Source organism: Pseudonocardia hydrocarbonoxydans, assembly GCF_006539565.1.
GTDB lineage: Bacteria > Actinomycetota > Actinomycetes > Mycobacteriales > Pseudonocardiaceae > Pseudonocardia > Pseudonocardia hydrocarbonoxydans.
Genome location: NZ_BJNG01000038.1, coordinates 30865 through 43610 on the forward strand (window position 1 = coordinate 30865; position 12746 = coordinate 43610).

General features: G+C 75.2%; 14 protein-coding genes and 1 riboswitch. Of the genes, 3 read left to right on the forward strand and 11 right to left on the reverse strand.

Annotated elements, in window-relative coordinates; genetic code table 11:
• Positions 1-32: 32 nt before the first annotated feature.
• A riboswitch (S-adenosyl-L-homocysteine riboswitch) is annotated at positions 33-114 on the reverse strand.
• A gap of 91 nt (positions 115-205) precedes the next feature.
• Together PHY01_RS20820 and PHY01_RS20825 are read right to left on the reverse strand one after the other, a co-directional pair.
• Complete coding sequence (locus tag PHY01_RS20820; RefSeq protein ID WP_141280970.1) at positions 206-607, reverse strand: hypothetical protein; 402 nt, start codon at positions 605-607, stop codon at positions 206-208.
• Between the two features lie 260 nt (positions 608-867).
• Positions 868-2151, reverse strand: a complete 1284-nt coding sequence (locus PHY01_RS20825; protein ID WP_246086038.1) for a glutamate mutase L — start codon at positions 2149-2151, stop codon at positions 868-870.
• Between the two features lie 108 nt (positions 2152-2259).
• On the opposite strand from PHY01_RS20825, the gene PHY01_RS20830 reads away from it, so the two are divergent.
• Positions 2260-3903, forward strand: a complete 1644-nt coding sequence (locus PHY01_RS20830) for a long-chain fatty acid--CoA ligase (protein ID WP_141280974.1) — start codon at positions 2260-2262, stop codon at positions 3901-3903.
• Here PHY01_RS20830 and PHY01_RS20835 read toward each other — a convergent pair whose 3' ends face one another.
• Positions 3904-4410 carry a GNAT family N-acetyltransferase gene (locus tag PHY01_RS20835; RefSeq protein ID WP_141280976.1) on the reverse strand — a complete coding sequence of 169 codons (507 nt, stop codon included), beginning with the start codon at positions 4408-4410 and terminating at the stop codon, positions 3904-3906.
• 46 nt (positions 4411-4456) lie between these two features.
• Between PHY01_RS20835 and PHY01_RS20840 the strand changes: the two genes are divergently transcribed.
• A complete protein-coding gene (locus tag PHY01_RS20840; RefSeq protein ID WP_141280978.1) occupies positions 4457-5008 on the forward strand; it encodes a nucleoside/nucleotide kinase family protein in 552 nt (183 codons plus the stop codon).
• A gap of 56 nt (positions 5009-5064) precedes the next feature.
• On the opposite strand, the gene PHY01_RS20845 is transcribed toward PHY01_RS20840, so the two are convergent.
• The 8 genes from PHY01_RS20845 to PHY01_RS20880 form a co-directional block, all read right to left on the reverse strand.
• The gene (locus tag PHY01_RS20845; RefSeq protein ID WP_141280980.1) at positions 5065-5766 is read right to left on the reverse strand and encodes an SRPBCC family protein; all 702 of its coding nucleotides are present in this window, start codon (positions 5764-5766) and stop codon (positions 5065-5067) included.
• On the reverse strand, positions 5763-6077 hold the full coding sequence (locus PHY01_RS20850; RefSeq protein ID WP_141280982.1) for an ArsR/SmtB family transcription factor: 315 nt from the start codon (positions 6075-6077) through the stop codon (positions 5763-5765). Before PHY01_RS20850 ends, PHY01_RS20845 begins: the two co-directional genes overlap by 4 nt.
• 43 nt (positions 6078-6120) lie before the next feature.
• On the reverse strand, positions 6121-7611 hold the full coding sequence (locus PHY01_RS20855; protein ID WP_141280984.1) for an amino acid permease: 1491 nt from the start codon (positions 7609-7611) through the stop codon (positions 6121-6123).
• Positions 7612-7796: 185 nt separating this feature from the next.
• Positions 7797-9002, reverse strand: coding sequence for a mannose-6-phosphate isomerase, class I (gene manA, locus PHY01_RS20860; RefSeq protein ID WP_141280986.1), 1206 nt, complete (start codon positions 9000-9002; stop codon positions 7797-7799).
• Between the two features lie 27 nt (positions 9003-9029).
• Complete coding sequence (locus tag PHY01_RS20865; RefSeq protein ID WP_141280988.1) at positions 9030-10124, reverse strand: SIS domain-containing protein; 1095 nt, start codon at positions 10122-10124, stop codon at positions 9030-9032.
• Complete coding sequence (locus PHY01_RS20870; RefSeq protein WP_141280990.1) at positions 10124-10333, reverse strand: Trm112 family protein; 210 nt, start codon at positions 10331-10333, stop codon at positions 10124-10126. Before PHY01_RS20870 ends, PHY01_RS20865 begins: the two co-directional genes overlap by 1 nt.
• Before the next feature lie 93 nt (positions 10334-10426).
• Entirely contained in the window at positions 10427-11785 is a 1359-nt protein-coding gene (locus PHY01_RS20875) for a phosphomannomutase/phosphoglucomutase (protein WP_141280992.1), read from the reverse strand.
• A gap of 24 nt (positions 11786-11809) precedes the next feature.
• On the reverse strand, positions 11810-12157 hold the full coding sequence (locus PHY01_RS20880; protein WP_141281135.1) for a DUF3499 domain-containing protein: 348 nt from the start codon (positions 12155-12157) through the stop codon (positions 11810-11812).
• A gap of 86 nt (positions 12158-12243) precedes the next feature.
• Between PHY01_RS20880 and PHY01_RS20885 the strand changes: the two genes are divergently transcribed.
• On the forward strand, positions 12244-12738 hold the full coding sequence (locus PHY01_RS20885; protein ID WP_141280994.1) for a metallopeptidase family protein: 495 nt from the start codon (positions 12244-12246) through the stop codon (positions 12736-12738).
• Positions 12739-12746: the final 8 nt, after the last annotated feature.

Sequence of the window (12746 nt, forward strand, 5' to 3'; positions counted from 1 at the left end):
CGGCGGGGATGAGCGGCACGGGAACAGCCTCCGGATCGGAGGCGCCCTTAACACGATGGCCCGGACTCCCCGAGCGTGGCGGACCACAGGTCCGTCGCAGCGCCTCTCGGGGATCGGCATTGCCAGTGCCCGTCCAGGGTGGCGAGGCCGTGCGGCGGTGTCAACCCGACCGGAGTGCTCCCCGCCACACCCGCTGCAGGGCGGGTCAGCCCGCCGCCTCTCCGGCGATCCGCGGCCAGGTCGGGCCGGGCTCCGGGACGTCCCAGAAGACGGCGAAGAAGTATCCGTCCGCGACAGCAGGCCGCATCGTGCGGCCCGCGTACTCGACGGCGACAGGGTCCTCCCGAGTACCGACCTCACCCCAGAAGGTGACGAGCCCGCGACCGGCGGGTTCCCGCCACCCCGGCCCGTTCGCACCGGCGACCTCGACCCAGCGTCCGTCACGTCGCTCGCACACCACCTCGTACGGATACGGGGTGCCGGCCGAGCCGGTGTCGACGAGCACCACCCCCGCATCTCCCGAGGTCTCCTCGAACAGCACCCGCGCGCCGGGCGGGAAGCCGTCCAGCGCAGCGGTCGCAGCCGTCGGGGATCCCTTCGGGTCCATGCGGCGCTCCTCGGCAGCCCGGTCAGGGCACACGGCAGATGTTCGTGACACTCGTGTAGATCCTGCCGTCTGCTGATGCCAAGGTCGCCTCGACCTCGAACGATTGACCCGAGCGAGCGGCGACGCTGCCGTGCGGGACGTACGACCCGGTCGTCGGACGGTTGAACGAGCTGCTCGTGCGACGTCCGTTCAGGTAGGTGAAGTCGGCACGGCGTACGGCCGTGGGCGAACGGCACGGGATCGCCCCATCGTGTGCGGCGCTACCCCAGCAGGTGGTCGCGCAGCAGGGACTCCGCGGCGTCTGTGCGGCCGTGGGTGGCGAGCAGCCCGGCCGGGGCGACGGTGAAGTCGGCGTCCACCACCACCTCGACGTCGGCCAGCACGGACGCGAGCACCGGGTCGGCACGCAGGGTGGCGATCACCGAGGCCAGCCCGTTGGCCCGCCCGCGCTGCCGGAACACCCCGCCGGTCAGCACGACCAGCCCGATCCCGCCCCCGGGCTCGACGGCTCGCAGGTGCCGTCGCACCGCGATGACGGCGGCGAGCGCGGCGATCCTGCGGTCCTCCGCCGCGCTGCCCGCATTGCTCGGCACGTAGCCGACCTCGCTGGCCATGCGCGCGACGGTGGGGGCGAGCAGGTCGGCCTCCACCGGGTCGACGACGCCCTCGGCCTGCCCCTCCAGGAGTACGCCCCCGGCCGCCGCCCGGACACCGAGATCGCCCTCGACGGTGCGCACCGGGTCGCCGGTGCCACCCGCGGAGTGGACGTCGGTGGTGGCGCACCCGACGTCGACGAGCAGCACCCGGCCGTCGCGGATCCGGGCAAGCTCCGCGGTGCCCCGGCCGACGGCGTCGGGGGTGACGACCCGGACGAGGCGCCGGAAGCGGGGGGCGACGGCCGGGCCGCGGCCGCCGATGGCGTGGCGCTGGTACAGGGCGACGAGCGCGGCCCGGGCCGGGCCCGGTTCCACCTCCCCGAGCCGGGGCAGCACGTTCTCACAGCTCACGACGGTGCGCCCGGTGGCCAGCAGGATGGCGAGCGCCTCCTCACGACCGTCGGCGTTGCCCGCGAGCAGGATCGGCGGGCGGATCCGGGCCCGGGCCAGGCGGGCGGCGTTGTGCAGCAGCGGGGCGGGATCGTCCCCGTCGGAGCCGCCGAGCAGCAGCACCACCCCGGGCCGGGCGTTGCGCAGCGCGCGGACGTCGGCCGGTTCGAGGGGCCCCGCGTGCACGTGGACGACGTGCGCCCCCGCCGAGACGGCGACACGGTGCCCCGCCTCGGTGGCCGGGAGCCGTTCGGACCCGACGACGGCCAGCCGGAGCCCGCCGCCCGCCGAGGAGCAGGCCAGCAGCGTGGGCTCGCCGGCCGATCCGCCGACGGCGGTGACCGCGCGGACCGTCGCGTCCATGCCCGCCAGGACATCTGCGGTGGTGGTCGGGTGCTCGGCGAAGCCGCCCAGCCCGCCGTCGGGATGGACGAGCACGGCCTTCGTCCACGTCGAGCCCACGTCGAGGCACACCGCGGCGGCAGGGACGGGTGTCACGACGGTCGAGCCTAACGGGCCGGAGCCCCGGTGGCGCATGGTCAACACCCGGGCGTCCCGGTAGGTTCGCGCGAGACCTGGTTCACATCGCGCAGCCCGGGAGTACCCATGCTCGGCCTCATGCAGGATCGCCCGCTCACCCTTCCGCACGTGTTCCACCGGGCCGAACAGTTCTTCGGGCACAAGGAGATCGTCACGGCGGGGGCGGGCGGGGAGGCGACGTCCACCACCGTCGCGGAGTGGGCGGCGCGGGTGCGCCGGCTCGCGACCGTCCTCGACACGCTCGGGGTGTCGGCCGACGGCCGCGTGGCCACCTTCTGCTGGAACACCGGGCGGCACCTGGAGCTGTACCTGGCCGCGCCGTGCACCGGACGGGTGCTGCACACGCTCAACATCCGGCTCTTCCCCGAGCAGCTGGTCTACATCGCGAACCACGCCGAGGACGAGGTCGTCTTCGTCGACCGCTCGCTGATCCCGCTGCTCGCGCCGCTGGCCGACAAGCTGACGACGGTACGCACCTACGTCGTCGTCGACGACGGCGCCGACGCCCCGATCCCCGACGGCTGGCTCGACTACGAGGAGCTGCTCGCCGCCGCCTCCCCCCACGAGGGGCGGTTCGTCGTCGAGGACGAGAACACCGCCGCGGCCATGTGCTACACCTCCGGCACCACGGGCAACCCCAAGGGCGTGGTCTACAGCCACCGCTCGGCGGTGCTGCACTCCCTGATCACGCTGACCGCCGACGCGTTCGGCCTGTCCGAGCGCGACGTCGTGCTGCCGGTCGTCCCGATGTTCCACGCCAACGCCTGGGGCCTGCCCTACGGCTGCCTGCTGGCCGGCGCGACGATGGTGTTTCCCGGCCCGAACATGACCCCGCAGGCGATCGTGGACATGCTGGAGCGCCACCGCGTCACGATCACCGGAGGTGTCCCCACCATCTGGATGGGGATGCTGCCGCTGGCCGAGGGGCGCGACCTGTCGGCGCTGCGGCAGATCCTCTGCGGCGGCTCGGCGGTGCCGCGGTCGCTCTCGGAGGCCTACCGCGAGAAGGTCGGCATCCCGATCACCCAGGCCTGGGGCATGACCGAGACCAGCCCGATCGCCACGATGGCCACCCCGCGCAGCCACCACGACGCGCTCACCGAGGACGAGCGGGCCGACATCCGCGCGCGGCAGGGCCAGCCCGCACCGTTCGTCGACATCCGGCTGGTCGACCCGGACTCCGGCGAGGTGCAGCCCTGGGACGACGTCGCCACCGGCGAGATCCAGGCCGCGGGCCCGTGGATCGCGAGCGAGTACTACCGCGGCGAGGGCGGCGGCGCGCAGTTCACCGACGACGGCTGGCTGCGCACCGGCGACGTCGGCACCGGCGACCGCTACGGCTTCGTCCGCCTCGTCGACCGCACCAAGGACCTGATCAAGTCCGGCGGCGAGTGGATCGGCTCCGTCGAGCTGGAGAACGAGATCATGGCCCACCCGAAGGTGGCCGAGGCCGCGGTCATCGCGATCCCCAGCGAGAAGTGGGTGGAGCGCCCGCTGGCCTGCGTCGTCGTCGCGCCCGGGGAGTCGGTCACCGCCGAGGAGATCATCGAGTTCCTCACCCCGCGGGTGGCGAAGTGGTGGCTGCCCGACGCCGTCGAGTTCATCGACGAGGTGCCCAAGACCAGCGTGGGCAAGTTCTCGAAGAAGACGCTGCGGGAGAAGTTCGGCGGGTACCAGGTGGCCGGGCCCACCAGCCACGACCCGGCCTGATCAGATGCCGAACGGGGCCGCGTAGCGGACCCGCCCTGCGGGCAGCGGGCCGCCGTCGAGCGACAGCGCCATGAGCGCCTCGTCGGGCACCTCGACCGACAGCGAGATGCCGTGCGCGGAGGCCCGCCCGAAGCCGAAGCGCGGGTAGTACGCGGGGTGGCCGAGCACGACGACGGTCCGCTCGCCGCGGTCGCGGGCGGCGTCGAGCGCGGCGGTGACGGCCGCCGAACCCGCCCCGCTCCGCTGGAAGGCCGGCAGCACCGCGCACGGGGCCAGGCACAGCGCTGCGACCTCGCCGACGTGGCAGCGGGTCAGCAGGGCGTGGCCGACCGGCGTGCCGTCGGCGTGCACCGCGAGCAGCGACAGGCCGGGGATCCAGGCGCGGTCGGCGCGCAGGGCGTCGACGAGATCGGCCTCGTCGGCGGTGTCGAAGGCCGCCAGCTCGATCTCGCGGACGGCGGCGACGTCGGCGGGGGTCTCGGGGCGGGTGGACCACGGCTCGGGCACGACCGGGATCCTCCCGCACCGGGGAGCGGGCGTGCGACGGTGAGCCGTGACCTCCCTGCCCGCGACGCTCGCCGCGCGGGTGCGGGCGGCCCCGCCGCGGTGCGGGGCGACGCGGCTGGTCTGCGTCGACGGGCCGTCGGGGTCGGGCAAGACGACGCTGGCGGGGCGCCTCGGCGCGGCCCTGGACGCCACCGTCCTGCACCTGGACGACCTCTACCCCGGCTGGGACGGGCTCGCCGCCGCCGTGGCGCTGCTGCACGACCGGGTGGTCGCGCCGCTGTGCGCCGGGCGGGCGGGCGCCTACCGGCGCTGGGACTGGGAGCGGTCGGCACCCGGGGCGGAGGTCGACGTCGGGCGGCCGCCGGTGCTCGTCGTCGAGGGGGCGGGCAGCGGGGCGCGGGTGGTCGCCGCGCACGCGGTGCTGCTGGTGTGGGTCGACGCGCCCCGGGCGGAGCGGTACCGCCGCGGCATCGCCCGCGACGGCGAGACCTACCGCCCGCACTGGGAGCGCTGGGCCACCCAGGAGGACGCGTTGTTCGCCGCCGAGGGCACCCGCGCCCGGGCCGACGTGGTGCTCGACACCGGCCCGCCGCGGTGATCACCGTCTGCGGTGCGATCCGGCCGTCCGTGGCCGCCCCGCACCGCGACCGGTGATCACGGGCGGGCGGCGAGCCTGCCGACGAGCGCCGTGACCTCCGCGGGGAGCTCCCGCACGGCGCGGTCGCGCTCCCCCGCGTCCGTCCCGCTCCGGACGTGCCGCAGCCGGGCCCCGTGGCCGGTGCCCTCGACGAGCTCCCACCGCCCGTCGAGGCCGGCCAGCAGCGGCTCGACGACCTCGGCGGGGTGCACGAGCTGGCGCTCGACCGTCACCTCCCAGCCGTCCCGGTCCGCGGTGACGACAGGGGCCAGCAGCCCCAGCTCCTCGACGTAGCGCTCGTGCAGCGCGTCGTGGTCGACACCCGGGTCCGCCCCGGGCCGCCCGGCCAGCAGGAGATCGAGCTCTAGCACGCAGGTGTGCCAGCCGGCGGCGAAGCTGGCGGCGCCCGCACGGTCGTCGAAGGTGTGGGTGAGCAGCAGCACCGAACCGTCGCCGTCCGGGCGCAGCTCGAAGCGCAGGTGGTCGGTGTCCCAGGTGAACGCGACCAGCCGCGGCGGGTCGAGGTCGGTCACCACACCGTCGTCGCCGAAGCCGAACGCGACCCGGCCGCCGACGCAAGGCTCGATCGTCGCCCCGCTCGGGAACCAGGTGGCCAGGCGGTCGGTCTCGACCAGTGCGGGCCAGACGCGCTCGGGCGGGTGGGCCAACCTGCGCTCCATGCGCAGGACCGAGCGGCCGTCGGTGGTGGTCAGGTTCATGGCGTCTCCTCGTCGGCGGCGGTGTCGAGGTGGCGCTCCAGGGCGTCGAACCGGTCGGCCCACATGCGGCGGTAGGGCGCGAGCCAGGCGTCGATCTCGGCCAGCGGGGCCGGGTCGAGCTCGTAGCGGCGCCGCTGCGCCTCCGCACGCACGCGGACCAGCCCCGCGTCGCGCAGCACCCGCAGGTGCTTGGAGGTGCCGGGCTGGCTCAGCCCGAGCGCCTCGGACAGCTCCCCGACCAGGCGCGGGCGCTCCCGGAGCAGGTCCAGGATCCGTCGGCGGGCCGGCTCGGCGAGCACCTCGAACGTCACCCGGCGAACATATCTCGTCAGCTATATAACTGGCAAGACATGTTCATCGCGCGGCGAGACGGGAGTGCCGGCGGCCGTACACGGCGTAGACGACCACGCCGAGCACCATCCACACGACGAACCGCAGCCACGTCTCCACCGACAGGTTCAGCATCAGCCACAGGCACGCCAGCACGGCGAGGACCGGCACCAGCGGCACCAGCGGGGTCCGGAACGCCCGCGGCAGGTCGGGCCGGGTGCGGCGCAGCACGACGACCCCGATCGAGACCAGCACGAACGCGAACAGCGTGCCGATGTTGACCATCTGCTCCAGGTCGCCCGCCGGGAAGAAGGTGGCGATCGCCGCGACGACGGCGCCCACCAGCAGCGTCGCGCGCGCCGGGGTGCCGCGCTCCCCGGTGCGCGAGAGCGCGCGGGGCAGCAGCCCGTCGCGCGACATCGCGAACAGCACCCGGATCTGGCCCAGCATCAGCACCATGACGACGGTCGTGAGGCCGGCCAGCGCGCCGACGGCGATGACGGTGGCCGCCCAGTCGACGCCCAGCGAGGCGAAGGCGGTCGACAGCGTGGCGCCCGTGCCGTCCTCGGCGGTCTGCAGCTCGGTGTAGGGCACCATGCCGGTGAGCACCAGGGAGACGGCGACGTAGAGCACGGTGACGATCGCCAGCGAGCCCAGGATCCCGCGGGGCAGGGCCTTCTGGGGGTCTCGCGTCTCCTCCGCGGTGGTGGCGACGACGTCGAAGCCGATGAACGCGAAGAACACCAGCGACGCCGCGGCGAGCAGCCCGTAGATGCCGTAGACGCTGCCGGACTCCCCGCCGAACAGCGACAGCAGCGACTGGGTGAGGCCGCTCTCGGCCTCGCCCCCCGACGCCGCGGGCGGCACGAACGGCGTGTAGTTCGCCGGGTTCACGTACATCAGGCCGACGACGATCACCAGCAGCACGATGGCGACCTTGATCGTGGTGAAGACCAGGCTGACGCGGCTGGAGAGCTTGGTGCCCAGCGCCAGCAGCGTCGCGAGGACGACCACGAGCAGCAGCGCGCCCCAGTCCATCGTCAGCGGGCCCAGCGGGACCGTCGTGGACACCTCGAGGCCGAACTGCGCGAACACCGTGGCCAGGTACTCCGACCAGCCCTTCGACACCACCGCGGAGCCGACGGCGAACTCCAGCACGAGGTCCCAGCCGATGATCCACGCGACGAACTCGCCGAAGGTGGCGTAGGAGAACGTGTAGGCCGACCCGGCGACCGGGACGGTGGAGGCGAACTCCGCGTAGCACAGCGCGGCGAGCCCGCAGGCGATCGCCGCGATCACGAACGCCAGCGAGACCGAGGGCCCCGCGACGTCGCCCGCGGTGCTCGCAGCGAGGGTGAAGATACCGGCCCCGACCACGACGGCGACCCCGAAGACGATCAGGTCCCCGGTGCCCAGGTCCTTGCGGAGCCGGGTGTCCGGCTCGTCGGTGTCGGCGATGGACTGCTCCACCGACTTGGTGCGGAAGATGCCTGTCTGCCGGTCGCGCACGGCCATGACGGGCGCCTCCTCTCCTCGTGGGCTGCGGGTGCGGGGTCCGGGCCCCACCGTGTCCGGCCACGACTCCCCCGGTCCACCGTCCGCCCGCGGCGACCCTACCGAGCGCGGGCGGTCCGCGACGGGTCGGGACCCGGCCCCGAAACGGACGAAAGTGCTGATCAGGGTGGGTGCGGACGAAGCGGTCAGAGCCCGTCGCCGGCCAGGAACAGCTGGGTGCCCTCGGCCCGCGCCGACACGGTGACGTCGGTGTCGGACGCCCCCAGCCACACCGACGCCCCGCGCTTGACGGCCAGCTCGGCGGCCCCGCTCCGGACCGCGGCCGCCCCGGAGGTGCACAGCAGGATGCGCGGCCCGTCGCCGGGCACGCGGACGTCGTCGGGGCCGCCCTCCCAGCGCCGCAGCAGGAACTCGGTGGCGGGGGTGTCGTAGCGGCACCACCCGGCGTCGGGCGTGCCGTGGAGCACGGGCGCGGAGGGCGCGGTGAAGTCGAGCACCCGCAGCAGCTCCGGCACGTCGACGTGCTTGGGGGTGAGCCCGCCGCGCAGCACGTTGTCGGAGTTGGCCATCAGCTCGACGGCGGCCCCGGACAGGTAGGCGTGCAGGTTGCCGGCCGGCAGGTACAGCGCCTCGCCGGGGGCGAGGGTGACGCGGCGCAGCAGCAGCGCGGCCAGCACGCCGGCGTCACCGGGGTAGCGCTCGGACAGCTCCAGGACGGTGCGGGCCTCCGCGCTGAACCGCTCGGACCCCCCGGCGAGCCGCACGCACCCCTCCTGCAGGGCCGGGACGAGGGTGTCGAGCGAGGACTGCGGCAGGGTGATCCAGGTGGTGAACAGCGCGCGCAGGCCGTGGTGGTCGGGCTGGGCGGCGAGCAGCTCGGCGTGCCCGGCGAGCGCGGGGACGTCGAGGTCGCGCAGCAGCTCGACGGTGGCCGTCGGCTCCCGGAACCCGATCAGCGCGTGGAACTCGGTGAGCGCGCAGACCAGCTCGGGCTTGTGCTGGGCGTCGCGGTAGTTGCGGTCGGGGGCGTCGCGGTCGAGCCCGGCGGCCTCCTCGCGGGCGAACCCCTCGGCCGCCTGCGCCGCGCTCGGGTGCGCCTGCAGCGACAGCGGCTCGTCGGCGGCGAGGACCTTGAACAGGAAGGGCAGCCGCCCGTCCCACCGGTCCGCGCGGTCGGGGCCGAGCCGCCCGCGGGGATCGGCGGTGATCGCGTCGAGCAGGGAGGTGCGGCTGCCGTGCCCGTCGACCAGGTGCGACGGCGCGCCCGGGTGCGCGCCCAGCCACAGCTCGGCCTGCGGGTGCGGCGAGGGCACCTCCTCGCCGAGGAGGTCGGCGATGACGGTGCGCGATCCCCACGAGTAGGGCCGGACCGGGTTCTCCAGCAGCTCCACGGCGGTCGGGTACTCCCTGTCGGTCGGTCAGGCGGGCTCGATGGTGCGGGTGGCCAGCCCGAGGTACACCGCGGCGATGTCGACGCGGGACGCCAGCAGCGCGGCCCGCAGCAGCGCGGAGTGCGGAACCCCCCGGGCGACCTCGTCGACGGGGTGCAGGAGGTCGCCGTCGGGCAGCGTCCGTCCGGTGCGGCGCAGCACCGCCTGGCCCGGATCATCCTCCCCCGTCGCCACGAGCACCAGCCTCGGCGGCGGGGCCTCGCCGCCGGGCGCGGGATCGTCGAACGGGTCGTGGAAGACGTCGCGTGCCCCGGCCGCACGGTCGAGCGCGGCGAGCAGCGCCGACGCCGCGACGCCCTCGGCGACGTCGCCGCCGTGCGCGACGACCCCGGCGTGGGTGGCCAGCGACGACGCCGCGTGCCGGGCGACCGCGACCGCCAGCGGGTCGGTGCCCCAGACCAGCGGGGTGTGCTCGGCCAGGCGCAGCGCGAGCGCCTTCGCCGGGTTCATGAACGGCTCGTGGCCGGGCTGGTCGCGCTCGGCCTCGGCGTCCAGGACGTCGGCGAGCACGTCCATCGCGGGGTCCAGCGGCGCGGTGAGCAACCCGAGCGCGCGCAGCACGGCGAGCCCGACGGCGAGCGCGCGCGGCAGGTCCAGACCCGGCGGCACCGGGATCCGCGGCTCCACCAGCCGCATCCGGCCCGCCCCGGCGGAGCCGACCGGCCCGTCGGCGGGCGCGGACAGCACGACCTCGGCGCCGCGGCGGACCGAGCGCGCCACCGAGTCGGCGAGGTCGGCGTCGGTGGGGTCGTCGGTGTGGGCGAACACGACGTCGAGCGGGCCGATCCAGCTCGGCACCGACTCCGCCACCACCACCGGCACCGGGCACGCCGGGCCGAGCAGGGCCGTCAGCAGCGCCGTCGCCGAGGTGGACGCCCCCGGCCGGCGCACCAGCACCAGTGCCCGGGGGCGCGAGCCGCCCAGCTCGGCGATCCCGGCCTCCTGGACGCCGTGCGCGGCCGAGCGGACCTGCGCGCCCGCCGTCGCCGCGGAGCGCAGGACGCCGCGGGTGTCGAGCGCGGCCAGCGCGCGGGGGTCGGCCAGGAGCGTGTCGTCGAGCACTACGGCCGTTCCCCGGCCGGGAGCGGCGGGGACGCCTCCTCCAGCAACAGGACCGGGATGCCGTCGACGACCGGGAAGCCGCGGCCGCACGCCGTGCACGTCAGCACGTCGGCCTGCGGGTCGGCCGGCGTGCCCGCGCGCAGCGGCGCGTGGTCGTCGGACGGGCAGGCCAGGATGTCGAGCAGCTGGGGGTCGAGCCGGACGGTCACGGTTCCTCCTGGGGTGGTGCTGTGGTCGACTCTGCCAGTGCGGCGGGGCCGGCGCCGGATCCGTCCGGGTGCCGGCGTCCTCACCGCGGGTGGCTACGCCCGCACGATCGCCAGCACCTCGTCGCGCAACCGGGCGACGGCCGCGTCGTCGGCCGCCTCGACGTTGAGGCGCAGCAGCGGCTCGGTGTTGGACGACCGCAGGTTGAACCAGGACCGGTCGTCGAGACGGACGGTGAGCCCGTCGAGCTCGTCGAACTCGGCCCCGGCGTAGGCCGCGCGCACGGCCGCGATCCGCCCGGGCGCGTCGGCGACGGTGGAGTTGACCTCGCCCGACGCCGCGTACCGCTCGAAGTCGCGCATCAGCTCCGACGCGGTGCCGCCGGACGCCCCGAGCTCGGCCAGCACGTGCAGCGCGGCGAGCATCCCGGAGTCGGCCTTCCAGAAGTCCCGGAAGTAGTAGTGCGCGGAGTGCTCGCCGCCGAACACCGCCCCGGTCTGCGCCATCGTCTGCTTGATGAACGAGTGCCCGACGCGGGTGCGCACCGGCGTGCCGCCGTGCTCGGCGACGATCTCCGGGACCGCCTGCGACGTGATGCAGTTGTGGATCACGGTGCCGCCCGGCGCGCCGGCCAGCGCCCGCACCGCCACCAGCGCGGTGATCGCGCTGGGGCTCACCGGCTCGCCCCGCTCGTCGACGACGAAGCAGCGGTCGGCGTCGCCGTCGAAGGCCAGGCCCAGGTCGGCCCCCTCGGCGACGACGGCCTTGCGCAGGTCGACCAGGTTGGCCGGCTCCAGCGGGTTGGCCTCGTGGTTCGGGAAGGAGCCGTCGAGCTCGAAGTAGAGCGGCACGACGTCGATCGGCGCGCCCAGCACCGCGGGGACGGTGTGCCCGCCCATCCCGTTGCCGGCGTCGACGACGACCCGCAGCGGACGGCACCCGGACAGGTCGACGAGCTCCCGCAGGTACGCCGCGTAGTCCGCCAGCACGTCGCGGTGGCTCTCGGTGCCGCCGCCCGGCCCGTCCGGCACGCCCTGCTCGACGGCCGCGCGGATCGTCGACAGGCCGGTGTCCTGGCCGATCGGGGTGGCGCCCGCGCGGCAGAGCTTGATGCCGTTGTAGCGCGCCGGGTTGTGGCTGGCGGTGAACATCGCGCCGGGCAGGCCGAGCCGGCCGGAGGCGAAGTAGAGCTGGTCGGTGCTGGCCAGGCCGATGTGCACGACGTCGAGCCCCTGGCCGGTGACGCCGGCCGCGAACGCCGCGACCAGCCCGGGCGAGGAGTCGCGCATGTCGTGGCCCACCACGACGGCGGTGGGCGCGTCGGCCGCGGCGCCCTCCGAGCGCAGCAGGCGGGCCAGCGCGGCACCGATGGAGCGGACCGTCGGCTCGTCGATCCCGTCGCCGACGACGCCGCGGATGTCGTAGGCCTTGATGACGGCGGAGAGGTCCCTCATGGAGGGAACCCTATCGACGGGTGCTCAGGACTCCGATGGGCCGGGCAGCACCCGCAGGTGCCCGCGGCGGCCGGTGCCCGTGGCCGGGGCGGCCTCGACGTGCCGGTCCGCGCGGCCCGCCTCGCGCACGGCCTCGGCGAGCGCCGTCAGGTCGTCGCTGGTGTGCTGCGGCGGCGCGAACTCGCCCTCGAACCGCACGACCTCCCAGCCCCGGGGGGCGGTGAGGCGGTGGGCGTGCCGGTTGCACAGGTCGTAGGAGTGCGGCTCGGCCTGCGTGGCCAGCGGGCCCACGACGGCCGTGGAATCGGCATAGACGTAGGTGAGAGTGGCCACCGCGAGCTCGGTGCACCCGGTCCGCGAACACCGCCGCACACTCAGCACGCCGACGACAGTAGCGCGTGGCCGACGCCGATCCCCGTTCCGACGCGCGGGGCCGCGGCGCGCTCTAGGATTCACCGATGACCACCGCGCGACGCACGCTGCGCCAGTCCCCGGCGCGCCGTTCCCCGCGGCGTCGCGACCGCAGGGGGCGGGGCCTGCGGGGACTGCTCTACCCCACCACCACCCCGGTCGCCCGCACCCGAGCGGAGAAGTTCGACGCGCTGGTGCTCGAGGCGCTGGAGCCGATCGAGCTGCGCTGGGGCTCGGAGCTGGCCGACCTCGACCTCGCCGTCGACGAGGTGCCGGAGGTCGAGCGCACCGCGCCCGACGAGGTGAGCTGGGCCGCCGGCACCCTCGCCGACGCGGGCGTGCCGCTCGCGCAGCTGGTGCCCGCGGGCGTCGACCCCGACGGCATCCCGTCCCGGGCCCGGATCGTGGTCTACCGCAGGCCGCTGGAGGCCCGCGCCAAGGGCGGGGCCGAGCTCGCCGACCTGCTGCACGAGGTCCTCGTGGAGCAGGTGGCGGAGTACCTCAACATCGAGCCCGACGCCGTCGACGGCGGGGCTCCCTGACCCGGGAG

Bases quoted from the DNA above. Each gene is read 5' to 3' on its own strand.
- PHY01_RS20845 (WP_141280980.1), bottom strand. From the start codon at position 5,766: ATGAACCTGACCACCACCGACGGCCGCTCGGTCCTGCGCATGGAGCGC.
- PHY01_RS20885 (WP_141280994.1), top strand. From the start codon at position 12,244: ATGACCACCGCGCGACGCACGCTGCGCCAGTCCCCGGCGCGCCGTTCC.
- PHY01_RS20830 (WP_141280974.1), top strand. From the start codon at position 2,260: ATGCTCGGCCTCATGCAGGATCGCCCGCTCACCCTTCCGCACGTGTTC.
- PHY01_RS20820 (WP_141280970.1), bottom strand. From the start codon at position 607: ATGGACCCGAAGGGATCCCCGACGGCTGCGACCGCTGCGCTGGACGGC.
- PHY01_RS20875 (WP_141280992.1), bottom strand. From the start codon at position 11,785: ATGAGGGACCTCTCCGCCGTCATCAAGGCCTACGACATCCGCGGCGTC.
- PHY01_RS20855 (WP_141280984.1), bottom strand. From the start codon at position 7,611: ATGGCCGTGCGCGACCGGCAGACAGGCATCTTCCGCACCAAGTCGGTG.